This is a genomic window from Nocardia araoensis NBRC 100135 (assembly GCF_000308435.1).
GTDB lineage: Bacteria > Actinomycetota > Actinomycetes > Mycobacteriales > Mycobacteriaceae > Nocardia > Nocardia araoensis.
In genome coordinates this window covers 1-26,467 of the sequence record NZ_BAFR01000158.1, presented here as the reverse complement: position 1 = coordinate 26,467, position 26,467 = coordinate 1, and the positions used below count along the sequence as shown (strand labels likewise).

The following is a 26,467-nucleotide window of genomic DNA, read 5'->3' as shown; positions in this document are numbered from 1 at the left end:
ACTGCATATTCCGAAACGGGTTGCGCGCGAACGTCAATGGCGGTTCGCCCCCGTCTCACGTCCTGTATTACAGACAGGGACGGAAACATCCGCTTGAACGTCCAATGACATCCAGGCGGCCCGGGAGTGTACGTACGTAGCTCGGCCGTCTACCTGAGAACCGTCACCAAATCTGCTGGTATACAGGGTCTTTCGGTGCGGGAGACAACCTTCGTCGCATGTCGCGTCATCAGTGTCCGCAGTACCCGACCGGACGAGGACACGCGGCCGGTCGCGGATCGCTCGACTTGTCGTACCCGAGGTGAACAATGCCGTCATGGCATACGACGAGGAGTTGGCCGAGCGAATCCGGGAACTGATCGCGCCCGGCCCCGAACTCACCGAGCGCAAGATGTTCGGCGGCCTGGCCTTCTTGATCGGCGGCAATATGGCGGTGGCCGCCAGTGGGCAGGGCGGCTTGCTGGTGCGGGTCGATCCGGACGAGGGCGAGCGGCTCCTCGGTGACACGGTGGAGCCCATGGTCATGGGCGGACGGGAAATGGTCGGCTGGCTGCGCGTCACCGCCGTCGACGACGACGAGGTGCTGCGGGAATGGGTCGAGCGCGGCGTCGCCTACGCCCGGACCCTCCCGCCGAAAAAGAAGAAGTAGCCCCGCTCAGGCCCGAACTTGCCGCCGGAAGAGCACCCGGTCGAACTCGCGGCCGTACTCGTCGACCGCGACCACGTCCATCTCGCTGGCGAACACGCCCGGCCGGACGTCCACGCGCAGGAACGAGTAATTCCGGAAGCGGACCCGAGACCACGGCGCGGCTTCGTCCTGCTTGCCGCCGCCCGGGGTCCACACATAGCTGTTCGGCACCGAGGTGTCGGCCAACTCGTTGCCGCGGAAGGTCTCCCGGGATCCGGGCTGGAATTCGTAGCGCGGACGTCCGCCGCCGCCAACGGTGTAGTAGACGGTGCCTTCGGTCTCGGGGTAGACGATCGAGTTGTCGCCGGCGATCTTCGTCGCCTGTCCGCCGCGGATCGGGTCGGTGCGCTCGTAGACGTGGTTGTGGCCCTGCAACACCAGGTCCACTTGGTAGCGGTCGAACAGCCCGGCCCAGGCGTCGCGCACGCCGCCGTCGCTGGCGTGCGATTCGGTGGTCGAATACGCGCAGTGGTGGAAGAAGCAGACGATGAAATCGATATCGGGGTCGGCGCGGTGGGCGGCCAGGGTGCGCTCCACCCAACTCGTCTGCGCCCCACCGGAATAGCCACTGTTCGCGCGGATCTCATAGGAGACGTCGTTGGCATCGAGCGAGAGCACGGCGACATTGCCGTAGGTGAACGTGTACGCCGACGGGCAGCCCGCCGGACCGTTGCCGGGGAAGTCCAGGCGTGCCAGATGCCCGCCGTAGCCGTGGTCGCCGTAGGTCGCCTCCATGTCGTGGTTCCCGGTGGCGAACATCCACGGTGTCTGGGCGGCGCTGGGCTCGATGGCGTTGAAGTAGACGTCCCAGACGTAGGGGTTGTACTTGTCGAAACCGCTCGCCGGTTGCGACCCGTGCGGCGCGAACTGTCCCGGCTTGCCCGCGCCGGAAGGGTCGGCGTAGGCGATATCGCCTGCGAGGATGTGGAAGTCCGGCCGGGCGGCGGCGATCTGGCGCAGCACGTTGCTCGCGTGCGGCGCGGTCGGATCGTTGTCGGCCTTGTAGTACTTGTCGTCGTAGTCGCCGGGAGCGACGCCCTCCGGCAGCGCCGGGGTCTCATCGGTGCCCTGGTCGCCCATCATGGTGAAGCGGAACGGCAGGACCGCCGGGCGTGCGCTGGGCATCGCGGGTGCGGCGGCGCGGATGTCGCCGACGAATCCGTCGGAGGTCCGCCAGCGGTAGAAGTGCGGCACCCGCCCGGGCAGACCGTCCACCGGGGCGTGAACGTAGAACTGTTCGGCCGCGAGCACGCCGCCGTCGGCGGTGGGCAGCTGGGTGAGCAGGTTGCGCACCTCGGCCTGGACCGTCGCGCCCAACGCGGGCGTCGGTCCGTGGTCGAGATACACCGTGGCGCCCGCCGGACGCCGCGAGAGCTGTGCCGCGAAACGCAGCTGGCTGGCCGCGTCCGGCCCGAAGGCGACGCGCCGTCCGCCCACCGCGAGCTGGGCCTCGTCGGCGTAGGCGCGCCTGCCGAACGGTGTCGTGCCGACCGCGGCCACCGCTGCCGCCGCGGCGGCGCCGCGCAGGATATTGCGCCGCGACACCGGGCGGCGGCGCAAGTAGGCGCGGTGCCATTCGTGCTGCTCGGCCATGGTCATGTGGGCAGCGAGATGGCCGGGAATTCCGGTGTCCGGAATGTCGCCTGCTGGATTCAGCGGTGTGGACGGCATACCGCAGATGCTGTACCGGCTCGGCGCACGGAGCAACTCGACATCGCACCGCAGGCGGGAATACCTCGTGAACAGTCGGTTTCGCTGTGTCAGTTTATTCTATTTGTCCGAAATATGCCGTACGTCAGTGCTTTTCACCGACGTAGCTCAGGCCCCGTCGCTGCGGGTGGCGGGTCCGTCGCGGTCGACGGGTTCGGCGATTGCTCTGGATCCGTGGAAGTGCCTGGGGAGAACGGGGAGACCAGCGCAGCGCTCCACGGGAAACCGGGCGCACTCCGCCGCGCGGACCCGGCCGCGGCGGCCAGCGGTTCGTTGTTCCCGGTCAGCCTGACGACCGTGCGCTGCATGGCGGGCAGGATCTCGGCGATGTCGAGATCGGCGTGCGCGAAGCGGCCGATCAGCGCGTAGATCATGTTGGTCAGCACCAGCGCGATGTCCGCGGTGTAATCCGGATCGACATCGGCCAGCAGGGCGCTCGCGGCGGGCAGCACGGCGTCGAAGCCTTGCGCGTCCAGTCGTCGACCGCCGGGGCCGGACCGCGCGCGATAGTAGGCCTCGAGCATCCGGGGATTTCGCTCCCACGGCTCGAACACGTAGCGCATCAACCGCATCAGGCCATCGGCCAGCGTCTCGCCTTCGATGTACGGGGCAGGGGTGGCGTAGGTGTTGGTTGCCATCCATCGCTCGACGGCGGCCAGCATCAGGTCGTCGCGAGTGGGGTATCGCTTGTAGACCGTGGCGAGGGAGACGTGCGCGTTCCGGGCGACCGCACGCAGCTGGACCGCGTCGTAGCCATCGGATTCGAGCATCGACACCACGGCGTCGAGGATCTTCGCCGTGGCATCGCCTTCGTCTGTCCTGTCCACGTACGTACGGTAATCCAGGATCGGACCGCGGACACTCGTCAGCGCGGCGGGCGGGATGGCGATTCGTGACGAGTGTTCCGGTCCGCCGCCGCCGTGGCTAGGCTGCCAGGATGACGCTCTTTCTCCGCGTCGCCGCGGTGCCGGTGGTGCTCGCCGGTGCGCTGATGGGTGCGGCGCACGCAGGCGCGACGCCCGGTAGTGACATCACCGCCGTCACCCTCGGCCAAGCGCAGATTCCCGCCGGGCTGGTGCCGTTCGTCGATGGCACGGATCTGGTCGTTCGCGAGATCACCATCGGCCCCGGCGGCTCCACCGGTTGGCACTACCACCTCGGCCCGGTTTTCGGTTTCGTCCGCTCCGGCACGCTCACCCACCCCGGCCCCGACTGCGACGCTCCCGTCTTCCGCGCCGGCGAGTTCATCTACGAGCCCGCCGGCGAATGGAACGTCCACATCGGCAGGAATCTCGGCACCGAACCGCTGGTTCTCGACGTCGTCTACGCTCCACCCACCGGGGAACCGCTGTTCGTCGACGCACCCGCCCCGGCCTGCGCGTAGGGTCGTTCGGTCGCATGGGCGGCGGTTGCCGAGCCCGATGGCGTCCGGATGTCGGCGGGCGCGGTCGGGTGACCCGGCGGGGTGAGCACCGTAACGGTGTCGGTCCCAGGGTCACGGACCGGCGGGATGGGCCGGTGCTTCGAGTAGCCAGCGCCAACGTGGCAGTTCGGTGATTGTCGTGACGACCGTCAACGTGGTGACGACGACGGCCGCCCAAGCCGGCCAGGTGGCCCAGGACGCGAGTACGGCGGCGGCGAGTTGGAGGACGACGAGACCGATGGTGACTATGCCGGGGACGGGGATGAGGACCTGTCTCTTGTCGCCAGGTGTGGCGAAGAGGGTCGGCAACCCGATGAGCAGGACCAATGCCGCAACCGCGAGCGCGACCGAGTAATCGGCCAGTGCCCATGGGGTGGCGATCCAGGCAATCAATTCGGTGGTGAACCGCAGAATCGAGGCGATACGTCCCTGGTCGGTGAGGTTCGGCGAGGTGATGGGCCGGGTGGACATGACGGACAGCGTGTCATACCAACTGGTCTGGAACGCGCTCGATGGTCCCAGTGGTGAGCAGGCGGCGACGTCAGCTACGCCATACAGCGGTGAACTCATACCACGGGCCACCGAGGTGAGTTGCGGTGAAGTCGTCGAATCCGACCGGTGTGCCATGCGGTGAGTACGCCCACCCACTGCTCACCGTGAGCCCGAGCCCGCCGCCCTCGATGAAGTAGACGGTTCCGTCGGGATCCTTCCTGGCATAGCTGATGTCGAACCGGCCGATTTCGAATTGGGAGCGCGAAGGTTCCGAACTCGCTAGTAGGTCAAGGGCCACCTGCTCGAACTGCGGACGGGTGGCTTCGAACGACGGGCGGGGCAGGAGCGTAACCGTGCCTGCAACAGCGAGAATCAGCGCGGGTGCAGCCGCCATCCACCATGACCGTGTCCGGTCCCTACCTACGGCATGCAGCGTGCGGACCGCCCATACCGCACCGCATACGAGGAGCACGAGTACGGCCGCAGCGCCGAACAACAGCGGATCGACCCAGGCCGAGGAGCCGTAGCGGGACGGCCACCAGTCGTAGTAGAGGCACACCAACACAGCGACTGGAACGAAGGTGAATGCCAGGTGAATCGGGCCGGGAGCCCGGTTCGGCTTATCTTGTTCGATCAATGCCCGGACAAGTGGCTCCCGGTTGCTCACCGGACCAAAGTACCGCGCTGCGGCGGTCTCGAACACCAGCACAGGGACTATCGGGGATTCTCGAACGTGCCCTAGGTGTGGCTCGAGATCGGGATCGGCGGCTGTGTGCCGACGGTAGTCCGGGCTCGGCGCGACCGGAGCCAATAGACGAGGACAGCGATCACCACCGTGAGATAGACCGCCGGCGGAACACCGCAGACGACAGCCCGGCACCACTGCGGCATTCGTTCCACCGCGGCGTTCATGGCCGGGATGTAACTCGGTGCGTTGGTGAGGTCGAGTCGTTCGACCTCGGCGAAAACGACGGTGGTGAACCACATCGAGGCGGCGACGGCACTCGCCACCGTGGCGGCCGCGAGAACCGGACGGATGCGGGAGCGCTCGCGAATCGAGTAGTGCAACAGCAGAACCAGCACCGGCACGAACCATACCCAGTGGTGTCCCCAGGCCAGCGGAGGGATCGCGCAGCCGATCAGCCCGGTCACTACCAGCCCGAGCACTCCCTGGCGCAGTCGATGGGCCGCCCATGCGGCGGCGAAACCAATTGCTGCCGCGCTTGATACGCCCAGCAGCCATGCCAAGGTAGGCGCCGCCTGCGGCGCCCAGATATTCGCCAAGACCCCGTTGATCGATTGGTTGCCCGGATGCGTCACCGGTCCGATCCGATCGGTATCACGTACCGCGTGCAACCAATACTCACGGGAGTCCGACGGCGCAACCAGCCAAGCGAACAGCATGGTGGCAGCCGTGGTCGTCAGTGCCGTGGTCACCGCACGCCACTGTCGCGTGACGATCAGATACGGGATGAACACGATGGCCGTCAGCTTCACGCCTGTCGCTACTCCGACCGACCACCCGCGGAAACGGGCTGATGGAGGCCGCGTCAGGTCCCACACGATGATCGCCATCAGCACCAGATTCACCTGGCCTTGCCACAACGTCCCGCGCACCGCTTCGATATCCACCGCGACGGCCGACAAGCCCAGGCAGAACACCCCCAGCCGCACATCGCCGCGGTAGCCGAGCACGCGCCAGCACCGCCAGATGGTGGCCCACAAGGCGAAACCGGACACCGCGAACCCGATGACCCGCGCGGTCTCGAACGAGACCAGTCCGAGCGGAATGAAACACATCGCCGCGAAGGGCGGGTAGGTGAACCAGCCACCCGGCGGCACCGGCGCCGCGTACAGCGGATCCCGATGCAACAGCTGCAACGCGCCGTTGCGGTAGATCTCCAGATCGCCTTGGTTGACCAGCAGTCCGAACTGCGGCGCCGCCCAGAACGGAACCAGTACCGCCTGCACGATCAGCGCGCACACGCCGCCCGCGAGCGCAAGCACCGTCCAGCAAGTCGATACCGCGACCGCGTCACCGCGCAAGCCACACCCCCAGAAGCCCGGCCAGAAGGGACTACCTAGGTTAACGGTTCCGGTGAGCGGCTGAGCGTCGTCGACGCCGCGCTGCCGCAAAGTCGCCGTGGGCGGGGATTTCCGCCGGTGCGGGTGAGCTCACTTGCCCGGTTCCGGGCAATCTTCCGGCACCGCTTCGGGCTCGGGACGTGTGCCGCGCCAGCTGCGGTACCCGCGGTGGGCGGCGAAGGCGCCGATGATCGCGGTGGCGCACCATACCGCGATGGCGGTGTAGGCGAGCGGGGCCGAGAGGTCGCCGATCGATGCGCCGAGTGCGGTGTAGACGAAGGCCCGCGGGGCGGATCCGATGAACGCGCCGACGGCCATCTGCCACAGCGGAACTCCGAACGCGCCGAACACATACGACGCCAGCGCGTCCGAGATCCCCGGGACGAAGCGCTGGCCGACGACGGCCCACAAGCCGCGCCGCGCGATCTGCGCGTCGATGCGCTCGGCGCGCTGCGCGCCGAGCAACCCGCGCGCGCTTTCGCGGCCTGCCCGCCGCCCGAGGAAACTGGTGACGGTCGCGGTGCCCACCGCCGAGCCCAACGTCACGAACGTCCCGACCAAAGGCCCGAACAGCAGACCGCTGCCTGCGGCAAGCATGGGGCCGGGCACGAAGATCGCGCCGAGCACCGCCGACACCACCAGGTAGGCGAACGGGGCCGCGGGACCGGTCGCCGCGATCACACCTCGCACACCTTCGACGTCGATCACTCTCGCGACGGCGACCAGATAGAACATCCCGAACAGGAATGCCACGAACAGCGCCAGCCGCGCGATGTGCCGCCGTCGTCCAGTGGGAGGGGAACCGTCGTTGTCCGTCATGCTGACGCAATCCTGCCTCGAGCCGTCCGCAGGCTCGTATCGAGGCCGCGTGTGCGTACAACTTGCGCGCTCTGTCGGTAGGTTCGCCTGCATGCACCCACTTGTCGCGCGACTGGACCGATGGCTCGTGGCGAACAGACCCGCCTACCATGCCGGACTGATGCCCGGCGCTTCGGCGGCCGACATCGATGATGTCGTACGCCGTGTCGGTGACCGGCTCCCTCCGCTGCTTCGGGATCTCCTCACCTGGCGTAACGGACAGAGTGAGGACTACTTCGGGAGTCTGGAGTTCTACTGGTCGCTGATGTCGGCCGGAGACATCGCCTCCACCATGGACGAGATGGCGCGGATCGCGGCGACCGAAGGGCTCGACGAACTGGAATGGAGTACCGCCTGGGTGCCATTCCTGCAGAACTCGTTCGGTGACTATCTGTGCATCGATCTACAAGGTGCCTTCGGCGGCGAACCCGGGCAGCTCATCAAGTACGGCCACGACGATGAGTTCCGCAACATCGTCTGGCCATCCCTCGAAGCATGGCTGGAAACCCTCGTTGCCGCGTTCGAGGCAGGCATGTTCGAAAGTGAAAACGAGGCACGTGACGGCCGCTTCGACCCTACCGATTGGGGAGCGTACGAGGCGTTCGTCGTCGAACGCCTCCCCGGTTATCCCATCGAAGTGTGTTTATCCGATTCCCGCCACGACAGCCCACCCGATCGCGGTAAGGAAACCGACGGAAAAGAACTCGTCCATGCCGTCGACCCGGACCGGCTGCGTGCTGCGCTGCGGCACACCGGCCTGAGCAACGACGTGGTCGATGGCGCGTTCGCCCGATTGACCGAGATACGCGCCCACCGCGAAGCAACCGGGGAAGAATGAGCCCCGTCGATGCCTCATGTGCCGTTGATCTCGATGGTCAGGGTGGGTCGCGGGGGAGGAGGGTGCCGAGGGGGCCGAGGTCGATATTGAGGTCTTCGGGGGTGAGGCCGAAGTGGTCGCGTAGTTCTTCCATGCGCTGTTCCAGGAGCATGAGGGTGGTGCCGATGCGTTCGATCTGGGTATCGGTGAGGTCGCCTGCGTCGACGCGGCGGAGGGCTTGGCGTTCCATGAGTTGGCGCAGGAGTTCCACCAAGGTGAGGACCAGGCTGACCAGGCCGCGTTCGACGGATTCGGGTTCGGTGTCGATACGCGGTGGGATGCCGCTGAATTCAGTCATCGCCGGGTGCCTCCAGCGGGTGGAGTGGTCCGGAGAGGGTGCTGATCGAGGAGATGAGCGCCCGTAACGAGATCTGGACCAGGTCGACGTCCGCGATCGCGAGTTTGATGTCGCCGGAGATGACCACGCCGCCTGCCAGCACCCGATCGAGCAGGTCGACCAGCGAGACCCGGCGCTCGTCGCCGACCTCCCGCGTGGCCCGGCTCATGCCGGTTCTCGTTCCACGCCCGCGAACGAATACGGCGGCCACGGGCCGGTCAGTTCGAGGCGTATGCCCGGGAATTCATCGCCGAGCACCGTGACGGCGCTGGCGAATTCGTCGGTGTGATCGTCGTCCACGAGGTAGGTACCGTTGAGCACCAACCAGTCCCGGCGGCCGCTCAGCGCGGGATCGGTCAGTGCCTGACGTCGTCCCGCCGCGGCGTGCCGCAACAGGCGGTTGTGGATCTCCTCCGCGCGCTGCGCCGCGTCGCGCTCGACGCTCTCCTGCGCGGACAATTGCGCCCGCCGCCGCGCCAGATACGCCGCTCCCGCGCCCTTGCCTTCGCTCGCGGTACGGGCCTCGGCGACGGCGGCGGTCAGGGCGGCGCGGTCGCCGTAGGCTTTCACGCCCCACTCGGTGCGGCCGCTCACCAGCTCCAGCGCGGCGGCGAAGTCCACTCGCCGCTCGGACAGCAGTTCGCGCACCCGGTCGTCGTCGAGGAAGACGGTGGCCAACCGGAGGGGGACGGTCGGACCTCGGCGCACCATGGCCGATACGACGGCGTCGTGCGCGCGGGCCGTCCCTTCCAGCCAATCGATGTCCTCCAGATGCGCCCGCAGCGGTTGCTCCCCGAACACCTCGAGCGGCACCGAGCCGACGATCGCCGTCAGGCCGTCCACGACCACCGTGCGCACCGGCTCGCCGGCGACCCCGGTCAACTCGTCCAGCTCCGCCGCGTCGCCGCAGCGGGGCGTCACCGCGTACAGCCAGACCCCGAGCCCCTCCGTCACGATCGTTCTTCCCTCCGTTGACGGCGGCGCTCGATGGGTTGCGGCTGCTCCTTCGCGCCCTCCAGTTCGGCGATCCGGTCGCGGAGCTTCTGATTCTCGAGTTCCAGATCGTGATCCTGCCGTTCCAGCGTCCTGGCCTTGCTGTTGAGCCAGGGGTCGGTCTCCCACCAGTCGATGCCCACCGACTTGGCGGTCTCCAGAGACGCGATCACCAAGCGCAGTTTGATCGTGAGCAGTTCGATGTCGAGCAGGTTCACCTGGATGTCGCCCGCGATCACCAAGCCCTTGTCGAGCACCCGCTCGAGAATGTCGGCGAGGTTGGTCGACGAATGCCCGCCTCCGTAAGGCTGCGGTGCGGACGATCCGCCGGGCACCACCGTCATGATCGAGCCCTTCCGAGGTCGGTGCTGCCGCGGCCGTAGCGCTTGGTTCTGCGGTAGGCCAGCAAGTTCCCGTCCAGATCGATCTCGACCTCGTAGAGCGCGAGGATGTCCGCCGAGGAGGGGATGCGGCGGTCCTCGAGCACCTCGATCTCCACCTGCCAGCCGTCCTCCGTCGGTTCCATCGACGTGACGCCCTGCACCTCTTTCGACGTGAGTTGCACGAGGTTCTCCACCGCCACGGCGGCGGCCTGCGCCGGGGTGCTGGCAGGGGGTTCGTCGGAAGCCGAGTGGACGTCCTCGGAAGTGGTCTTGCGTGCCACGCGCGTCACTCCTTCCGGATCACGCGCGGCGACCGGTCATGCGATCCAGGACCGCCTGCTGCGCCTGTCTACGTTCCTCTTCGGACAGCTGACCGGCTGCCGCGGCCGCATCGATCTCCTCGAGTTCCCGCCGCATGAGGGCGGGATCTCGCATCTTCTGGTCCACTTGATCCTGAATCACCTCGGCCAGCCAGATCACGCCACGGACCGGGGCGACGGGCAACGTCAAGATCGAGGTGAGCACGCCGAACATGGCTCACCCCTCCGGTGCGCGCTTGGTCACGAAGTCGTAGGCCGCCATCGGACCGAGCAGGTTCAGCTCAACGCGGCCGTCCCAGTCCTCGCCGAGCCGGCGCAGCGTGTCCTCCAGCTCCTTCTGCCGGGCCAGTTCGACCAGCACGGCGATGTGGACGGCTTCCTCCTCATGGGTGGGCTCGCGCTGGTTGACGAGTGGTTCGAACTGCTCGATCTCGGCGATCACCTTGCGGGTGTCTTCGGCCCGCTTGGCCTCGATCGACTGATTGATCAGCTCGCCCAGCGCGATGCGCTCGTTGCGGGTGGCGTCTTCCGGCTTGTCGCGGATCTCGTCACGCAGCCGGGCGGCTTCGTCGTTCTCGTCGAGCAGCTCCCGGAGGATGGTGTTCTCGACGTAACGGCCTCGGATCACGAACTGCGCCCGGCCTTCCAATTGCTGCAGTGCTGAGCGGAATTCGTCCTCGTTCGCCTCGAGCAGTTCGTTCTCCACCGCCTCGGTGTCTGTCATGACCGCGCCGAAGCGCAGCGGCAGCACCGGAGCGACGGCGGCCGATCCGTCCAGCAGTGCGGCGTGTGCGGTGAGGTCGTCGGGCGTGCCCAGCGGCCGGTCCGGCTGGAGCGTGCTGATCAGCGCGGCGATCTCGCCGTGCCGCACCACCCCGACCTCGCCATCGCAGACGCCGGTGGCGTGCGGCTCTGGTTCCACATCGGCGGGCACGATGCCATAGACGTAGACGGATGTTGCGGTAGTCATCAGCCCTCCTTGCGTTTGGGCCTGTTCGCCGTCTGGCGCTTGTCCTGCACGTCGCCGAGGAAGTCCATGACCTTCTCGCCCGCCGCCTCGAGAGCGCCTTGCGTCTTGTGCTTCGCCAAGCCCTGGGTGCCCTCGCCGACGAGGTCGGTCAGCCCCTTCGGCTGGGTGGAGATCTCCAGCCGGTTGACGGCTTCGGCGAAACGCAGATAGGTGTCCACACTGGCCACCACGACGCGGGCGTCGATGGTCACCAGCTCGATGCCGACCAGCGACACGCGTGCGAACGCGTCGATGACCAGGCCTTTGTCCAAAATCGTGTCGATCACGTCGGCCAGGCTGGAGGAGTTCGGGCGCGCCATCGTGCCCGCTCCGCCACCCCCGCCGCCTCCTGCGGGTTCGATGGTCATGCGTTTGCTCCTCGCTTCTCACGCGACCGGCGGGGCGCCGCGCTGCGGCGGCGGGCGGCGGGTCGACGGCGAGGACGCCGATCTTCGTCTTGCTTGTCCTCGTCCTGCTCGTCCGTCTCTTGTTCGTCGGTCTGTTGTTCGTCGGTCTCGTCTTCTTCGTCCGGTTCTTGTTTCGTTTCCTGGTCCTCTTCGGTGTTCTCCTCTTCTTCGCGTCGAGCGGTCTCGTCGTCCTTGACGACCTTGCTGTCATGGATTTCGCCGTGCCAGCCGACGATGTCGTCGGGGTGCAACACGGCCTCGGTCATCACGTGCCGCTGGAAGTGCTTCAGTTCGAGTCGGCATCGGCGACCGGCCGCGCGCCAGATATTGGCGGTCTTCTCGAACAGTCCCTTGGGGTGGTACTCCAGCACCACGAGGATGCGGGTGTACTGCGGCGTGATCTCGTGGAAGGTGACCGCGCCGTCGATGTAGCCCTTGTGCCCCTTGGACCGCCAGACGATCCGCTCGAACGGCACCTGCTCGAGAATCGTGGACTCCCAGGTGCGCCGCGACCAGAACACTTTGCCGGTCCAGCTGAGCTTCTCGTCGGAGACCTGCTCCACCTGCTCGAGCTTCTTGGTGTACTTCGGGAAATCCGCGAACTGGGTCCACTGGTCGTAGGCCAGGTCGATCGGGACGCCGACGTCGATGTGCTCGACGATGTTGGTCAGCTTGATCTTCTTGCTGCCGCCCTTGCCCTTGCCGCCGGTGAGCGTTTCCTTCACGTTCTCGAACTGCTCGCGCAGGGAGTGACCGAGCTTGGACTTGCCCGCGCTCATGGCCGCGCTGAACGGCGAGGCGCCGCCGGCGAGCTTCTGCACACCGGTCAGTGCCCCCAACAGATTCCCCCCGCCGCCGCCCTCGGCGTACTCGTTCAACCGGCTCGCGGTCTTCGACACCTGGTTCGTGAGCCCGGCCACCGCCCGTTCGGTCAGCGCTCCCGTGAGGTTCTGCACCGACTGCTGCAAAATGCCGGTCGGCGTGGGCGGTGGCGCGTTCTTCTTGGCGGAAGATCCGGCCTTCCTGGCGGAAGATCCGGCCTTTTTTGCGGAAGATCCGGCCTTCTTCGCGGATGATCCCGCCCCGCTCGCGGCTTTGCTGGCCCGGCCCGCCGTATCGGCGGCCACCTTGCCGACTCCTGCCGTCGCGTCACGCAAAATCTTCGCCATCGCCGGTCACCTCCTCGTACGGCGCACAGGGGCCTGGCCGGCCTCGGCGCGAGTGCGGCGGCGGCCGGAAGTCCCGGACGGCTTACGATCCCCGGACTCGGACGAACGGTCCGCGGTCCGCGAGCCCGCTCCGCGCTTGGCGGTGGTGCTCGACCGGCGAGTGCGCGCCCGCGCGGCAGGCCGCTCGGTGTCGTCGTCTTCCTCACCCCGCTCGGAATCGTCCTCGTCCTCGGGCTCTTGTTCGTCCTCTTCGTGCTCGTCCTCGGGCTCTCGGTCCTCGTCTTCGTACTCGTCCTCGGGCTCTTGGTCCTCGTCTTCGTACTCGTCCTCGGGCTCTTGGTCCTCGTCTTCGTCTTCGTACTCGTCCTCGGGCTCTTGCTCTTCGTCCTCATCCGCCGCCTGTGCGCCACGCTGGTCTTCGCCCGCCAAGAGCGTCGTCCCCTGCTGCAACCGGTTGCTGAGCGCATCCATGCGGTTGCTCGCCGCGGTGACGGCGGCCGAGCGCACCGCACCGAGCAGTTCGTCGCGTACCGTGTCGGTGATCTTGGTCAACTCCGGCGTCGATTTGAGCAGCTCCGTGCCGCGCTCGAGCAGTTCGGCGGGCGTTCCAGCGGATCGCCGCGCCATCGCCGCGCCTGCCAGCGTCATCGCGAAGCGCATTTTCTTCGTGCGGCCGAGCAGGTAGCCGAGGCCCACCCCTAACGCAATTCTTGCTCCACCCTTCATTGCTCACTCCTTGCTCGCCTCGGCCGCCACCGGAACGCGTAGCCGGGGCGCCGAGACTTGGACGTCCCCAGAAGTGGGGTAGACCACATCGTGGTGGCCAAACCTCAGCGTATGCCTGGTTACCGAAGAGTTCGAGGGATTCTGCCTGCGAGAAGCGCAGACTGTCCCGGCTGTAGTGGCTTTCCAGCGACTATCTGGCAGTGAGCGGCGGACGCTGCCGGAAAAACTTCTCGGGAATCTTCGCGAACTATGTCGAAGGTGGACGAGTGGCTCCGACCAGTAGGTGACAGCAGGTCACACCACCGCAAAGGAGCACATCATGTCCGTCAACACGTTCCTCTGGTTCGACAACGCCGCCGAGGAAGCCGCCGCCTTGTACGCCTCGGTGATCCCCGACTCGCGGGTGGTCGAGATCTCCCGCAACTCCGACGGCTCGGCCTTCATCGTCTCGCTGGACTTGGACGGCCAGGCCGTGACGCTGATGAACGGCGGCCCGGACCACCCGCTCACCGACGCCGCGTCGCTGCAGGTGGTAGTGGACACCCAGGACGAGGTCGACCGACTGTGGGACGCGCTCACCGCGGACGGCGGCGAGCCCGGCCCCTGCGGCTGGCTGAAAGACCGCTACGGCCTGTCCTGGCAGGTGGTGCCCTCGGCGCTGCCGAAGCTGATGAGCGGTGACGATCCCGCCAAGACCATCGCCGTCGGCACCGCGCTGCGGTCGATGTCCAAGCTCGATATCGCGGTTCTCCAGGACGCGTACGACAACGCCTGAGCAGACATGCGGCGAACGCCGAAGACCCCGCCGGGACGTCGTTGTCCTGGCGGGGTCTCGCGCGACGGCGTCGTCAGCGCCAGCGTTCGGGCGTCACGGGCGCGTCCCACGCACGGGCGTAGCGGCGCTTGTCCGCGGCGTTGTATTCCTTGCTGCGGTAGACCACATAGGGCCGCACAAGGTACCCGACCGGCGCACTGAACATGTGCACGAGCCGGGTGTACGGCCACAGCCCGATCAGGGCGAGCACGACCAGCCCGTGTAGTTGGAAGGTCCAAGGAGTGTCGACCATGAGTTCGGGTTGCGGGCTGAGGGTGAACAGACTGCGGAACCAGGGCGACACCGTCTCGCGGTAGTTGTAGGTCCCCCACAGCAGGTTGCTGCCCCAGGTGTTGAGCAGGCCGGTGATCAATGCCGCGGCCAGCAGCCCGTACATCAGCTTGTCGTTACCGGTGGTCGCCTTGCGGACGGCGGGAACGGTGAAACGCCGGTAGAGCAGGATGCCGACGCCGGCCAGCACGGCCAGGCCGGCCACCGACCCCGCCGCGACAGCGACCACGTGATAGACGTGCTCGGAGATCCCGACCGCCGAGGTCCACGACTCCGGGATCAGCACGCCGAGCACGTGCCCGCCGAAAACGCCGAGCATGCCGAAGTGGAACAGCGGGCTGCCCAGCCGCAGCAGGCGGCTCTCGTAGATCTGCGAGGAGCGGGTGGTCCAGCCGAACTGGTCGTTGCGGTAGCGCCACAGATGCCCGAGCACGAAAGAAGTGAACGCGATGTACGGCAGGATCAGCCACAGTGAGACGGGCAGATGCGGCGTTGCGTTCATCGTCGGCCTTCCGATCCGTCGAACAGGGAGGGGTCCATCGCGAAGGGTTCCAGCCCGACTTCCTCGTCGGGCGGGCCCTGGGCGGCGAGTTCGGCGATGCGCCTGCGGTCGGCGGTGGTCGGCGGCGGCAGCGTCGCCCCGATCGCCGCGAGCACTCCCGCGTAAGGAGAGTCGTTGTCCGACAGCGAGAGCCGCAGCAGCTCCAGCACCGGGACGTGCTCGCCGAGCAGCCGTTCGCCGCCGATCGGGTCGACGGTGGCGGCGAACTCCAGCAGCACGGGCAGATGGTCGGGCAGTTCCTCGTCCCCGAGTTCCACCCCGGCGTGCCGGTAGGCGTGCTTGAACCGCAGCAGCGCCATCCCGCGCTTGCGGGTGTCGCCGTAGGCGTAGAAGGTCAGGTGCAGGCTGGCGCGGCGGCGCATGTCGAAGGTCGCGACGTAGGCGGCCGCGAGTTCCAGCGGCGGGGTGGACCGCAGGTAGTCGAGGCATTCGCTCAGGTGCGCGCGTACCTCATCTGGCAAACCGGCTGCGGCGCTGGTCAATTGGTCGATCATGGCCAGCGTCTGCTCGGTCGGGTAGTCCAGCAGCAGCGCGGCGATCCGCCACACCAGCTGGCGGTCGCGCTGGGCGAGTTCGACCACCGCTTCCGGGCGGCGGCGCAGTTTCAGCAGGCTCATCGTCCGGCTCCGCTGGGCGCGGAAGCCGGATCGCCGGAGGCGGCGCTGCCCGGAAGGTGCCCGTTGTCGTCGCTGTTGGCGTGTCCGTTGCCCGCGCCATTCGAGTGGCCGTTGCTCGCCCCGCTCGAGTGGCCGTTGCTCGTGCCGTTGGCGCGCCCGTTCGCGGCGCCATTGCTCGGCACCAAACCCTCGGTGCTCCTACCGTCCCAGTTCAACAGGTTGATCCGGGACGACTTCTCCTCCGGCGCGGCGCCGTTGGCGTCGGTGAGGTGGAACTTCTCCGACATCTGGTCGAACGCGGTCATGCCGGGACCGCCGTCGGTGTCGAGGCTGCACCCGGTGGCGAGCGAGTCCAGTTCGTGCGCACGAGCTCCCGCGCCGGTCGGGATGACGTAGCGGTGCTCGTATTTGGCGATGGCCAGCAGCCGGTACATCGCCTCGATCTCTTCCGGCTCCAGGCGCACCGACGGCGCGATCGAGGGGTCGGGCTCCTCCCCGAGGTTGACCGACCGCATGAACGACCGCATCGCCGCGAGGCGCTGCAGCGAAGCGCGCACCGGTCCCACGTCGCCCGCGGTGAACAGCTCGGCCAGGTATTCCACCGGGATGCGCAGCGCGTCGATGGCGCCGAACAGGTTCGACACGTTCTCGCCGTCGTGCCCGGTCTCGCTGAGCACGTCCACCACCGGCGACAGCGGCGGCACGTACCAGACCATGGGCATGGTGCGGTACTCCGGATGCAGCGGCAGCGCGATCTGGTAGTCCACGATCAGCTTGTAGACCGGCGAATCCTGTGCCGCCTGAATCCATTCCGGCGAGATCCCGGCCCGCTCCGCCTCCGCGATCACCCGCAGGTCATGGGGATTGAGGAACACGCCGAGCTGTGACGGGTAGAGGTCCTTGTCGTCGGTGACCGACGCGGCCTCGAGCACCGCGTCGGCGTCGTAGAGCATGACGCCGATGTAGCGCAGCCGCCCGACGCAGGTCTCCGAGCACACCGTCGGGATGCCGACCTCCACGCGGGGGTAGCAGAAGGTGCACTTCTCCGCCTTGCCCGTCTTGTGGTTGAAGTAGATCTTCTTGTACGGGCAGCCCGACACGCACTGCCGCCAGCCGCGGCACTTGTCCTGGTCGACCAGCACGATGCCGTCCTCGGCGCGCTTGTAGATCGCGCCGGAAGGGCAGGACGCCGCGCAGGAGGGGTTCAGGCAGTGCTCGCAGATGCGCGGCAGGTAGAACATGAAGGTCTCTTCGAACTCCAGTTTCACCTGCTCCGACAGTTTCGCCAGCAGCGGGTCCCGGCCGACCTGCTCGGGACCGGAGCCGAGGTCGTCGTCCCAGTTCGCGCCCCAGGTGACCTGCGTATCCTCGCCGGTGATCAGCGATTTGGGCCGCGCGACCGGCGTGGTGTCGACCGGCGGCGAGGACAGCAGGTTGTCGTAGTCGTAGCTCCACGGCTCGTAGTAGTCCTCGACCGTGGGCAGGTCCGGGTTGGCGAAGATGTTCAGCAGTCGCTTCAACCGGGACCCGGACTTCAGGGTGAGCTTGCCGCGCTTGTTGAGCGTCCAGCCGCCCTTCCACTTCTCCTGATCCTGGTACTGCCGCGGATAACCCTGTCCGGGACGGGTTTCCACATTGTTGAACCAGACGTACTCGGTGCCGCCGCGGTTGGTCCACGCCTGCTTGCAGGTGACCGAGCAGGTGTGGCAGCCGATGCACTTGTCCAGGTTCATCACCATGGCCAGCTGTGCCATGACGCGCATGTCAGTACCGCCTTCTCGCGTCGGTGGATGGTGCCCGCGTGTCGCCATCGCCCATGTCAGTACTCCACTTCCTGCGAGCGCCTGCGAATCGTGGTCACCTCGTCGCGTTGATTTCCGGTGGGGCCGTGATAGTTCAGCGCGAAGGACTGCTGCGCGTAGCCGCCGATGAGATGCGAGGGCTTGATCATGATGCGGGTGAGCGCGTTGTGGATGCCGCCGCGCTTGCCCCGGCCCTTGGTGTCCTCGCCGATGCCCTCGATACGCGGCACGTCCACCGCGCGGTCCTGGGCGTGGTACATGAACACCGTGCCCTCCGGCATCCGGTGGCTGACGATGGCGCGGGCCACCACGATGCCGTTGCGGTTGATCGCCTCGATCCAGTCGTTGTCGGCCACGCCGATCTTCGCGGCGTCGCGATCGGACATCCAGATCGTCTGCCCGCCGCGCGAGAGCGTCAGCATGTGCAGGTTGTCCTGGTAGGCGGAGTGGATCGACCACTTCGAGTGCGGCGTCAGGTAGCGCACCGTGACGCCCTTCTCGCCCACCGCGCCGATCGAGGGCTCGCGGAACAGCGCGGTCATGTCCAGCGGCGGCCGGAAGATCGGCAGTTGCTCGCCGAGCTCGATCATCCAGTCGTGATCGAGGTAGAAGTGCTGTCGTCCGGTGAGCGTGTGCCAGGGCTTGAGCCGCTCGGTGTTGATGGTGAACGGCGAGTACCGGCGTCCGCCGGTCTCACTGCCCGACCACTCCGGCGAGGTGATCACCGGCACCGGGCGCGCCTGGGTGTCGGCGAAAGTGATCCGCTTGCCCTCGTGCTCGGCGGCCAGGTCGGCCAGTTTCGTTCCGGTGCGGCGTTCCAGCGCGTGGAAGCCCTCCACGGCGAGCCTGCCGTTGGTGGTGCCCGACAGCGCGAGGATCGCCTCGGCCGCGTGCGTGTCCTTGGCCAGCGACGGGCGGCCCTGCGCGACACCGGACACGACCGTGCCGTTCACCCCGGCCAGGTACGCCACCTCCTGGTCGGGATAGGTGGTGACGCCCTTGGTGGTGACGCCGAGCGTGTCGACCAGCGGCCCGAGCGCGGCCATCTTCTCCGCGATCTTCGGGTAATCGCGTTCGACCACGACCAGCTTCGGCATGGTCTTGCCCGGAATCGGCTCGCACTCACCGGCTTTCCAGTCCAGCACGCGGCCGCCCGCCTGCGCCGTCGCGTCCGGCGAGTCGTGCTGCAACGGAACGGCGACGATGTCCTTGCGCTTGCCCAAGTGCTTCTCGGCCATCCAGGAGAAGCCGCGCGCGATCCGGTGGAAGGCGTCGAAGTCGGTCTTTGCCTCCCAGGGCGGCGAGATGGCCGGGGAGAACGCGTGCACGAACGGGTGCATGTCGGTGGAGGACAGGTCGTGCTTCTCGTACCAAGTGGCGGCGGGCAGCACGATGTCGGAGAACAGCGTGGTGCTGGTCATCCGGAAGTCCAGCGACAGAAGCAGATCCAGCTTGCCGGTGGCGGCGGTCTCCCGCCAGTTCAGCTCCTGCGGCCGCACGCCGGTGGCTTCGGCGCCCTGCAGGTTGGAGTCGGCGCCGAGCAGGTGGCGCTGGAAGTACTCGTTGCCCTTGCCGGAGGAACCGAGCAGGTTCGCCCGCCACACGGTCAGGCAGCGTGGGAAGTTCTCCGGCGCGTCCGGGTCCTCGCAGGCGAATTTCAGGTCGCCGGACTTCAACCCGTCCACCACGTGCTCCGGCGCGGTCTTGCCCGCGGCCTCGGCCTCGTCGACCAGGTCGAGCGGGTTGCGGTCGAAGGTGGGGTAGCTCGGCATCCAGCCCAGCCTGCTGGCCAGCGCGATGTTGTCGGCGGCCGTGCGCCCGGCGAACTTGCCCGTGCCGAGCGGAGAGGCGAACGACTCGGCGGTGAACGGGTCGTAGCGCCACTGGTCGTTGGTCAGGTACCAGAACACGGTGCCCTGCATCTGCCGCGGCGGGCGCTGCCAGTCCAGGCCGAAGGCCAGGGTGGACCAGCCGGTGACCGGACGGCACTTCTCCTGTCCGACGTAATGCGCCCAGCCGCCGCCGTTCACGCCCTGGCAGCCGGTCAGCAGCGTGAGGGTGAAGAACGCGCGGTAGATCTGGTCGGAGTGGAACCAGTGGTTGGTGCCCGCGCCCATCAGGATCATCGAGCGGCCGCCGGAACGGTCGGCGTTGTCGGCGAACTCCCGCGCGATGCGCTGGGCCTGCACGGCAGGTACGCCGGTGATGGCTTCCTGCCAGGCCGGGGTGTAGGGCTCGGTCGCGTCGTCGTAGCCGCTGGGCCAGGTGCCGGGCAGTCCGTCGCGGCCGACGCCGTACTGCGCGAGCAGCAGATCGAAGACCGTGGTGACGCGCTTGCCCGCGACGGTCGTGGTCGGCACGCCGCGCACGAGCACGCCGGGGACGTCGCTGTCGAAGCGGGGAATCCGTACGGCCGCAGCGTCGTCGGTGCGGCCGTACAGACTCAGGAGGGGATCGACGTCCCCGAGATCGAGGTTCCAGCGCCCGGTTCCCGCTTCACCGAACCGATGACCGAGCGAACCGTTCGGCACCACCGGCTGCGCCTGCGCGTCCAGCAGCACCGTCTGGAAATCCACGCCCTCGCCGGTGCGGCCCAGGTCGGCGGCGGTGAGGAACTTGCCGGGCACATGCGCCCCGTCGCGCTCCTCCAGCGTGATCAGGTACGGCAGATCGGTGTAGCGCTTGATGTAGTCGAGGAATCGCGGCGTCGACTTCTCGACGAAGAACTCCTTCAGCACCACGTGGCCCATCGCCATGGCCAGCGCGGCGTCGGTGCCGGGACGCGCGGGCACCCACTCGTCGGCGAACTTGGTGTTGTCGGCGTAGTCGGGGGAGACCACGACCACCTTCTGTCCCCGGTAGCGGGCCTCGGTCATGTAGTGCGCGTCCGGCGTCCGGGTGACCGGCACGTTGGAGCCCCACATGATCAGATAGCCCGCGTCGAACCAGTCCGCGGACTCCGGCACGTCGGTCTGGTCGCCGAACACCTGCGGCGAGGCCACCGGCAGGTCGGCGTACCAGTCGTAGAACGACAGCATGGAACCGCCGAGCAGCGAGATGAACCGGGCGCCGACGGCGTGGCTGACCATCGACATGGCGGGGATCGGCGAGAACCCGGCCACCCGGTCCGGGCCGTACTGCTTGATCGTGTAAACGTGTGCGGCAGCGGCGATCTCGGCCGCCTCCCACCATTCGGCGCGGACGAATCCGCCTTTGCCCCTTGCGGCCTTGTAGCTGCGCGCCTTCTCGGCGTCTTCGACGATCTCGCCCCAGGCCAGCACCGGGTCCTTGAGCCGGGACTTGGCCTCCCGGTACAGCTCCAGCAACGTGCCGCGCACGTACGGGTAGCGCACCCGGGCGGGCGAATAGGTGTACCAGGAGAACGACGCGCCGCGCGGGCAGCCGCGCGGCTCGTATTCCGGCTTGTCCGACCCCACCGAGGGGTAGTCGGTCTGCTGCGATTCCCAGGTGATCACGCCGTCTTTGACGTAGATCTTCCACGAGCAGGACCCGGTGCAGTTCACGCCGTGCGTGGAACGCACCACCTTGTCGTGCGACCAGCGATCCCGGTAGAACTCGTCGGCGCTGCGACCGCCGATCTTGTGCAGCGTCCGCCGATCGGACGACACTTCGCCCCGGTGGAAATATTTCCCCAGCCGCAGGAGCGCGTCCCCGGCGTCGGTGGCCGGGGCGGAGGGCGTATGTCCCTGGGTACGCGAATTAACCACGACGTCCCCTTCGAGCTGTGCGATCGGGTTGATGTTCCGACTGTAAAGAGGCGCGCACGGCTGACCAAACCTCTTTCTCACAGCCCATTCAGAGGCGTGGTGAGTTGTGAGATCGGCGCAACGTCACGGTCACGGTAACGCGCCGCTTCGAGGTGTCATCCGGTGTGTCGACCAGGGGTGCCCTGCTCTGAACTGGGCGGAACCGTATCCGGGGAGTTCGAACGCACGCGCGTCGGTGATGCTTTGGAAACGGGGGGTTCTCCAGTGATTTACATTTGTTAACACATTCGAGCGGTGGTCGACGGCGTTGTTTTCGACTGATTCATCGAGCGGCATCGACGGTTTTCCAGCAAGGTATTGTAAGCGTAATCACATTTCGCTCAGGATTTGCTGTACTTTATGGAACCGGTTTCCGGTCGCGGCTGCCGTGACCCCGAGGCGTGGAGCCGTCGGGCACCCTGGCGCAGCTGTTGCCCACCGCAGGCCGGCGGGTCAGCGCGAGTTGCAGCAGAGGGCTGGGCGGCGTGGAGCCCCGCTCGTCCGCGGCTACCGTTGATCGGGGGGATCGATGTCGGCGAACGTGTCGACCCAGCGGTGGGGCGGCCGAGGCGGATTGGGCTCGCTGGGCCGGGCCAGGCCGACGACGCGCCACCCCGCGGCGACGGCGGCATCGAGTTCGTCCGGGTGATCGGACAGGAACAAGATCCGATCGGCGGGTGCGCCGATGGCGCCCGCGATCTTGTCGTACGAGGTCGAATCGCGTTTTCCGCCCGCCGTGGACAGATCGAAATATCCGCTGATCAGGCCGGATAGGCTGCCGCCGCGCGCGAAGGCGAACCAATCCTTTTGATTGCGAACCGATCCCGAGGAGTAGACGTACAGCGCGAGCCCGGCGGCGCGCCACGCGGCCAGAGCCGGTGGCACGTCCGGGAAGAACTCGCCGTGCAGCGCGCCGCTGCGGAAGCCTTCCGCGCAGATCAGGCCCTGCGCGGTCTTCAAAGGCTCGGCTTTGACGTCCGTGTCGAGCCACCCGCGCAGGATCGCGGCCACTTCGGCCGGGTCCGCATCCGGCCGCCCGGCCAGCTCCCTGGTCGCGGCCAGCACGGGTGCGGCGTCCGCGGAGCTGTTCTCGGCCAGCCACTCCGGAAGCCGCTCGCGGGTGTAGCCGTACAGATCTTCGCGGACCGCGGCGGTGGGGCTGGTGGTGCCCTCGATGTCGACGACGACGGCGTCGATCACGGCGCGGTCAGCAGCTCGTCGAGGGTGGGGAAGCCCGCGCTGATCTTGTCGCCGGTGAAGTCGCCGACCCAGCCGTCCTCCTCCTCGAAGAAGCGAATGGCGATGAAGTCGGGGCGCTCGCCCATGTCGAACCAGTGCAGCGTGCCCGCCGGGACCGACAGCAGGTCGCCGCCCTCGCAGACCACCGCGAGCACTTCCTCGCCCAGATGCAGGTAGAAGCAGCCGCGTCCGGCGGCGAAGAAGCGCACTTCGTCCTCGGCGTGCCGGTGCTCGTCGAGGAACTTCCCGCGCGCGCCCTTGGCGATCTCCGGCCACTGCGGGTCGGTGTCGTCGGGGTGGATGCGGGCGATGTCGATGTGCTTGTAGCGCCCGGACTCGTTCAGTTCGGCGATGTTCGTCTCGTAGTGCGCGAGCAACTCCTCCGACGGCGCCGACGCGGCGTTCGCCACCACCGGCCAGCGGCCGAACGTGATGCCGCGCTTCGCCAGCTCGGTGCCGATCGTCTCGTCGTCGCTGGTGCGTACGCGCACGTCGGCCGCGTCACCGGCGGCCATCACCTGCAGCAGGGTCATGTCAGTCCAATCTCGAGAAAATCGTCGCGCGAGCCGATCGCCGCCGCGCTGCCGGTGCGGGACACCAGCTCACACAATGCTTCCAGGCATTCGGCGCGATCGCGCGCCTGGGCGAGATCATCGCCCCACGCGGTGATCCCGTGCCCGGCGATGACCAGGACCGGAAGGGCGTCGGGGTGGTCGAGGAGGTAGCGCTCGATGTCGGCCCCGATGCGCGGCACCTCGGGCCAGTTCGGGAAGACCGGGATGTTCGCGACGGCCGGGTCGTCGCCGCCGAGTCCCTTGATCAGTTCGTAGTCGGTGATCCGCAGTGTGCCGTGCGCCGCCGAGCGGGTGGCCAACGCCGTGGCGAACGGCGGATGGATGTGCACGACCGCTTGCGCCGGGCGGGTGCGGTAGACGGCGGTGTGGATCGTCGTCTCCGCGGAAGGTCTGCGCCCCTGATCGGCCACGGGCGCGGAATCCGCGATGCGCACGGTGACCATGTCGCCTTCGGTGAGTTCTCCTTTGGACAAGCCGCTTCCGGTGATGACAGCGGTATCGCCGGTGCGAACGGAGATATTGCCCGCCGTGCCCGGCATCCAACCGCGCCGGTACAGCTCGCGTGCGAGGTCCGCGATCTCCGCGCCGTGCGACCGATCGGACCGGTGCACCACACCCTCTTCGGTGACCACCGCGGTCACCAATTCGGCAGGCGTCACGTCGAAGGCCGGGTTGAAGACCTCGGTGTGCGCGGGAGCCGTTGCCACACCGCCGAATCCGGTCACCTCGGCCGACGCGCGCTCCTCCACGACGATCTCGCGGCCGGTGGCCATCGACAGATCGCGGGTCGACTCCGGCGCGACCACGACGAACGGGATGCCGTGGTGGCGGGCGGCGAGCGCGAGACCGTAGGTGCCGATCTTGTTGGCGACGTCGCCGTTGGCGGTGACCCGGTCGGCCCCGACCAGCACGCAGTCGACCTGCCCGGTCGCCATCGCCCAGGCGGCGGCGGAATCGATGGTCAGCCGATGCGGGATGCCCGCCTCGGCCAGTTCCCACGTGGTCAGGCGGGCGCCCTGCAACAGCGGGCGGGTTTCGTCCACCAGCACCTGCTCGATCGCGCCGCGCTCGGACAGCACCCGCAGCGTGCCGATGGCGGTGCCGAACGCGCTGGTCGCCAGTCGGCCGGTGTTGCAGTGGGTGAGCACGCGCAGCGGCCGGTCCGGACACAGCCGCTGCACCAGGTCGGCGGCGTTGGTGGCGGCGGCCCGGTTGACCCGGCCGTCCTCGGCGAGCATGTCGAGCGTCTCGGCGAGGACCGCGTCCGCGCCCCGGCCGACCTTCGCCCGAACCCGCCGCACCGCCCAGGCCAGGTTGACCGCCGTCGGCCGCGCCGCCGCGATCCGGTCCGCCTCGGCCTGCGCCGCCGCCTCGTCGACGACGCCGTCGACGGTGTGCGCGGCGGTGGCGAGGACGACGCCGAACGCGCCCGCGATGCCGATGGCGGGCGCGCCGCGGATGGCCAGGGTCTTGATCGCGTCGATGACCTGGTCGACGGTACCGAGCCGCAGTTCGCGCACCTCGTGCGGCAGTCCGCGCTGGTCGATGGTGACGAGCGCGCCGTCGTCCCACACCAGTGAGCTGTCGTCCATCAGGCGCATCCTTCGCGTCGAACCGGGTCGTGCCTGGTCAACGGTATCGGACGGGCGACGGCGAGCCGAAATCGCGTCAGGCCGCCTCGGCGCGCAGCTTGGCGGCGCGTTCGCGCGGGTCGTAGCCGGGGCCGACGCCCTCGATGAGCAGCAGGTCGCCGTCGATGTGATCGGCGCGCAGCGGCAGGATCTCCTGGTAGGCGCGCGAGTGGTACCACTCCCGCGCCTGCGCCATCCCGGGGAACTCGATCAGCACCATGCTGCCGGGCCAGTCGCCTTCCACGACCTCGGCCGGAGGCCCGTGGATGACGAAGCGGCCGCCGAACGGGTCCAAAGTGGCCTGGATGCGCTCGAGGTATTCGAGGATGTCGGGATGCGGCCTGCGACTGCGGAGATGGGCGAAGCCATAGGCGGACATGACGTGTGGCATTCCTTCGTTCGATGACGCCGGGGATGGCGTCGAACCGACGGTAGGTCCGCCTCGCGCGGGGTGGCAATTACCTCCGGGGTAAGCACACCGGGCCCGAAACGACCGCGGCCGCCGGTCCCGGGAGGAGGTGGGGGCCGGCGGCGCGGGTGGCGCAGATCAGCTAGCGGCGGCGCTCCTGCTCGCCGCGCCGGTCGGGCATCTCGGACCGGTTGCCCCGACGGCCTTCCATGTCAGCGCCCTCGCGCATGTCCTGCTCTTGGCGCTGTTGCTGCTGCTGCCTCGGCATCTGCTTCGGCATTTTCTTAGGCGTTTTCTTCGACTTTTCAGTCATCTCCACTCGGTCCTTTCCGGGGGATTGATATTCGCCTAACGAACACACGATAGCGAGCGGATATGGCGCTTGGAAGGGGAAATGAGAAATAGGGCTCCGAGCGGCCCGGTTGTTGCGTTTTCGCTGGTGAGGGCGCTGCTGAATCTCGAATTCAGTAATGAATCCAGTTCAGTTGGACCTGCTCTCGGCCTTTCTTGTCGCCGGCCGAGTCCCGGTCGGGGAGGGTTGAGACGGATCGAAACACGGAGGTCAGGCGTCGACTTTATTTACCGCGTGGTTGGTGACTGCTGGCGTATATCGCCTCGAATTCGATTCCGCTGCCGTCAGGAAGTTCCGCGCCTCGACGTGGTTGTTTCCGCGGTAACGAAAGACTCTGCGCCGCAGTTATATCGACGCACTCGCGTTTCCCGCACATACTCGGTCTCGCGGACATCAAGAGTCGCAACAACTTTCGTTCGGAGTGCGCTTCCTCTCGCTCCGAAGGGCTCAACGCAGCGGCAGGAATTCGACGATCGCGCCGTCCTCGGCGTCGGGCGGAACGACCACCAGGCCGTCGCGGTCGACCAGCCCGCCGAGATGTGCCGTCCGGACGGCCGGGTCGCCGATCCAGCCGCCGTCCTCGGCGGCGCGAGCCGGGACGATGCGCGTCACCTGTCCGGCGATCTCGGCGGCGTTGCGCAGTGGGCCGCGCAGCGGGCGGGCCGGGAGCGCGCCGGTGCGGCCCTCGACGATCGCGGGTGCGAGCGCCATGAGCGTCGCGACCGCGGCGAACGGGTTGCCGGGCAGACCGAGCACCGCGGTGCCGCGGGCGAGTCTGGCGACGACGGTGGACCCGCCCGGCCGTAGCCGCAGCCGCGGCACCACGATCTCGGCTCCGGCGCGGGTCAGGGCGGCGCGCAGCTGGTCGGCCGCCCCGCCGCCGGTCGCGCCGACGATCACCAGCAGGTCGCATTCCGCCGCGCCGGTCAAG

General features: G+C 67.8%; 30 protein-coding genes. 4 read left to right on the top strand and 26 right to left on the bottom strand.

The annotated features are described in order from the left end of the window. Positions 1 to 316 precede the first annotated feature (316 nt). A complete protein-coding gene (locus ON21_RS21685) occupies positions 317 to 649 on the top strand; it encodes a TfoX/Sxy family protein (protein ID WP_039800272.1) in 333 nt (110 codons plus the stop codon). Between the two features lie 6 nt (positions 650 to 655). Here the strand turns inward: ON21_RS21685 and ON21_RS21680 are convergent, their stop codons facing one another. Further along, entirely contained in the window at positions 656 to 2,359 is a 1,704-nt protein-coding gene (locus ON21_RS21680) for a metallophosphoesterase (protein WP_039800252.1), read from the bottom strand. Positions 2,360 to 2,493: 134 nt separating this feature from the next. Continuing rightward, entirely contained in the window at positions 2,494 to 3,225 is a 732-nt protein-coding gene (locus ON21_RS21675) for a TetR/AcrR family transcriptional regulator (RefSeq protein ID WP_063821104.1), read from the bottom strand. 110 nt (positions 3,226 to 3,335) lie between these two features. Here ON21_RS21675 and ON21_RS21670 point away from each other — a divergent pair, with 110 nt between their 5' ends. Beyond that, a complete protein-coding gene (locus ON21_RS21670) occupies positions 3,336 to 3,782 on the top strand; it encodes a cupin domain-containing protein (protein WP_039800251.1) in 447 nt (148 codons plus the stop codon). 111 nt (positions 3,783 to 3,893) lie between these two features. On the opposite strand, the gene ON21_RS21665 is transcribed toward ON21_RS21670, so the two are convergent. From ON21_RS21665 to ON21_RS21650, 4 genes are all read right to left on the bottom strand, one after another. Then, positions 3,894 to 4,292 carry a hypothetical protein gene (locus tag ON21_RS21665; RefSeq protein WP_051021185.1) on the bottom strand — a complete coding sequence of 133 codons (399 nt, stop codon included), beginning with the start codon at positions 4,290 to 4,292 and terminating at the stop codon, positions 3,894 to 3,896. A 70-nt stretch (positions 4,293 to 4,362) separates the two neighbouring features. Beyond that, positions 4,363 to 5,022, bottom strand: coding sequence for a DUF1109 domain-containing protein (locus ON21_RS21660; RefSeq protein WP_245562676.1), 660 nt, complete (start codon positions 5,020 to 5,022; stop codon positions 4,363 to 4,365). A 29-nt stretch (positions 5,023 to 5,051) separates the two neighbouring features. Further along, positions 5,052 to 6,359: a glycosyltransferase 87 family protein gene (locus ON21_RS21655; RefSeq protein WP_245562675.1), complete on the bottom strand. Its 1,308-nt coding sequence runs from the start codon at positions 6,357 to 6,359 to the stop codon at positions 5,052 to 5,054. A 129-nt stretch (positions 6,360 to 6,488) separates the two neighbouring features. Then, positions 6,489 to 7,217: a TVP38/TMEM64 family protein gene (locus ON21_RS21650; RefSeq protein ID WP_039800250.1), complete on the bottom strand. Its 729-nt coding sequence runs from the start codon at positions 7,215 to 7,217 to the stop codon at positions 6,489 to 6,491. Between the two features lie 160 nt (positions 7,218 to 7,377). On the opposite strand from ON21_RS21650, the gene ON21_RS21645 reads away from it, so the two are divergent. Then, on the top strand, positions 7,378 to 8,094 hold the full coding sequence (locus ON21_RS21645) for an SMI1/KNR4 family protein (RefSeq protein WP_157170910.1): 717 nt from the start codon (positions 7,378 to 7,380) through the stop codon (positions 8,092 to 8,094). 37 nt (positions 8,095 to 8,131) lie between these two features. Here the strand turns inward: ON21_RS21645 and ON21_RS21640 are convergent, their stop codons facing one another. The 10 genes from ON21_RS21640 to ON21_RS38575 are packed head-to-tail and all read right to left on the bottom strand — an operon-like array spanning position 8,132 to position 13,477. Continuing rightward, positions 8,132 to 8,431: a gas vesicle protein K gene (locus tag ON21_RS21640; protein WP_039800249.1), complete on the bottom strand. Its 300-nt coding sequence runs from the start codon at positions 8,429 to 8,431 to the stop codon at positions 8,132 to 8,134. Beyond that, complete coding sequence (locus tag ON21_RS21635) at positions 8,424 to 8,639, bottom strand: gas vesicle protein (RefSeq protein WP_039800248.1); 216 nt, start codon at positions 8,637 to 8,639, stop codon at positions 8,424 to 8,426. Before ON21_RS21635 ends, ON21_RS21640 begins: the two co-directional genes overlap by 8 nt. Continuing rightward, entirely contained in the window at positions 8,636 to 9,424 is a 789-nt protein-coding gene (locus tag ON21_RS21630) for a GvpL/GvpF family gas vesicle protein (protein WP_039800247.1), read from the bottom strand. Before ON21_RS21630 ends, ON21_RS21635 begins: the two co-directional genes overlap by 4 nt. Continuing rightward, positions 9,421 to 9,807 (bottom strand): gas vesicle protein GvpJ, encoded by a 387-nt coding sequence (gvpJ, locus tag ON21_RS21625; protein ID WP_039800246.1) that lies wholly within the window; start codon positions 9,805 to 9,807, stop codon positions 9,421 to 9,423. Before gvpJ (ON21_RS21625) ends, ON21_RS21630 begins: the two co-directional genes overlap by 4 nt. Next, entirely contained in the window at positions 9,804 to 10,127 is a 324-nt protein-coding gene (locus ON21_RS21620; RefSeq protein ID WP_039800264.1) for a gas vesicle protein GvpO, read from the bottom strand. Before ON21_RS21620 ends, gvpJ (ON21_RS21625) begins: the two co-directional genes overlap by 4 nt. A gap of 19 nt (positions 10,128 to 10,146) precedes the next feature. Further along, positions 10,147 to 10,380, bottom strand: a complete 234-nt coding sequence (locus tag ON21_RS21615) for a gas vesicle protein GvpG (protein WP_039800245.1) — start codon at positions 10,378 to 10,380, stop codon at positions 10,147 to 10,149. Between the two features lie 3 nt (positions 10,381 to 10,383). Beyond that, positions 10,384 to 11,136 carry a GvpL/GvpF family gas vesicle protein gene (locus tag ON21_RS21610; protein ID WP_051021182.1) on the bottom strand — a complete coding sequence of 251 codons (753 nt, stop codon included), beginning with the start codon at positions 11,134 to 11,136 and terminating at the stop codon, positions 10,384 to 10,386. Next, positions 11,136 to 11,543 (bottom strand): gas vesicle protein GvpJ, encoded by a 408-nt coding sequence (gene gvpJ, locus ON21_RS21605; RefSeq protein ID WP_157170909.1) that lies wholly within the window; start codon positions 11,541 to 11,543, stop codon positions 11,136 to 11,138. The genes ON21_RS21610 and gvpJ (ON21_RS21605) overlap by 1 nt, the downstream gene beginning before the upstream one ends. Continuing rightward, complete coding sequence (locus tag ON21_RS21600; RefSeq protein WP_039800243.1) at positions 11,540 to 12,751, bottom strand: SRPBCC family protein; 1,212 nt, start codon at positions 12,749 to 12,751, stop codon at positions 11,540 to 11,542. The genes gvpJ (ON21_RS21605) and ON21_RS21600 overlap by 4 nt, the downstream gene beginning before the upstream one ends. Before the next feature lie 6 nt (positions 12,752 to 12,757). Next, a complete protein-coding gene (locus ON21_RS38575) occupies positions 12,758 to 13,477 on the bottom strand; it encodes a hypothetical protein (RefSeq protein WP_039800242.1) in 720 nt (239 codons plus the stop codon). 319 nt (positions 13,478 to 13,796) lie between these two features. Between ON21_RS38575 and ON21_RS21590 the strand changes: the two genes are divergently transcribed. Continuing rightward, positions 13,797 to 14,252 carry a VOC family protein gene (locus tag ON21_RS21590; RefSeq protein ID WP_039800241.1) on the top strand — a complete coding sequence of 152 codons (456 nt, stop codon included), beginning with the start codon at positions 13,797 to 13,799 and terminating at the stop codon, positions 14,250 to 14,252. A 73-nt stretch (positions 14,253 to 14,325) separates the two neighbouring features. Here the strand turns inward: ON21_RS21590 and narI are convergent, their stop codons facing one another. The 10 genes from narI to ON21_RS21545 all read right to left on the bottom strand — a co-directional run. Then, positions 14,326 to 15,084 carry a respiratory nitrate reductase subunit gamma gene (gene narI, locus ON21_RS21585; RefSeq protein WP_039800239.1) on the bottom strand — a complete coding sequence of 253 codons (759 nt, stop codon included), beginning with the start codon at positions 15,082 to 15,084 and terminating at the stop codon, positions 14,326 to 14,328. After that, positions 15,081 to 15,761 (bottom strand): nitrate reductase molybdenum cofactor assembly chaperone, encoded by a 681-nt coding sequence (narJ, locus tag ON21_RS21580; protein ID WP_039800238.1) that lies wholly within the window; start codon positions 15,759 to 15,761, stop codon positions 15,081 to 15,083. The genes narI and narJ overlap by 4 nt, the downstream gene beginning before the upstream one ends. Continuing rightward, positions 15,758 to 17,515 (bottom strand): nitrate reductase subunit beta, encoded by a 1,758-nt coding sequence (narH, locus tag ON21_RS21575; RefSeq protein WP_245562678.1) that lies wholly within the window; start codon positions 17,513 to 17,515, stop codon positions 15,758 to 15,760. The genes narJ and narH overlap by 4 nt, the downstream gene beginning before the upstream one ends. Positions 17,516 to 17,580: 65 nt before the next feature. Then, positions 17,581 to 21,291: a nitrate reductase subunit alpha gene (locus tag ON21_RS21570; protein WP_039800235.1), complete on the bottom strand. Its 3,711-nt coding sequence runs from the start codon at positions 21,289 to 21,291 to the stop codon at positions 17,581 to 17,583. Between the two features lie 546 nt (positions 21,292 to 21,837). Continuing rightward, positions 21,838 to 22,530 (bottom strand): acireductone synthase, encoded by a 693-nt coding sequence (gene mtnC, locus ON21_RS21565; RefSeq protein ID WP_039800234.1) that lies wholly within the window; start codon positions 22,528 to 22,530, stop codon positions 21,838 to 21,840. Further along, positions 22,527 to 23,102, bottom strand: a complete 576-nt coding sequence (locus ON21_RS21560) for a 1,2-dihydroxy-3-keto-5-methylthiopentene dioxygenase (protein WP_039800233.1) — start codon at positions 23,100 to 23,102, stop codon at positions 22,527 to 22,529. Before ON21_RS21560 ends, mtnC begins: the two co-directional genes overlap by 4 nt. Beyond that, a complete protein-coding gene (locus ON21_RS21555) occupies positions 23,099 to 24,736 on the bottom strand; it encodes a bifunctional S-methyl-5-thioribose-1-phosphate isomerase/methylthioribulose 1-phosphate dehydratase (RefSeq protein WP_063821103.1) in 1,638 nt (545 codons plus the stop codon). The genes ON21_RS21560 and ON21_RS21555 overlap by 4 nt, the downstream gene beginning before the upstream one ends. Positions 24,737 to 24,812: 76 nt before the next feature. Then, entirely contained in the window at positions 24,813 to 25,154 is a 342-nt protein-coding gene (locus tag ON21_RS21550) for a DUF1330 domain-containing protein (RefSeq protein ID WP_039800231.1), read from the bottom strand. A 172-nt stretch (positions 25,155 to 25,326) separates the two neighbouring features. Next, positions 25,327 to 25,497, bottom strand: coding sequence for a hypothetical protein (locus ON21_RS38570; protein ID WP_157170908.1), 171 nt, complete (start codon positions 25,495 to 25,497; stop codon positions 25,327 to 25,329). Between the two features lie 486 nt (positions 25,498 to 25,983). Continuing rightward, on the bottom strand, positions 25,984 to 26,467 hold a 484-nt coding region (locus ON21_RS21545; RefSeq protein WP_039800230.1), incomplete at its 5' end, for a molybdopterin-binding protein.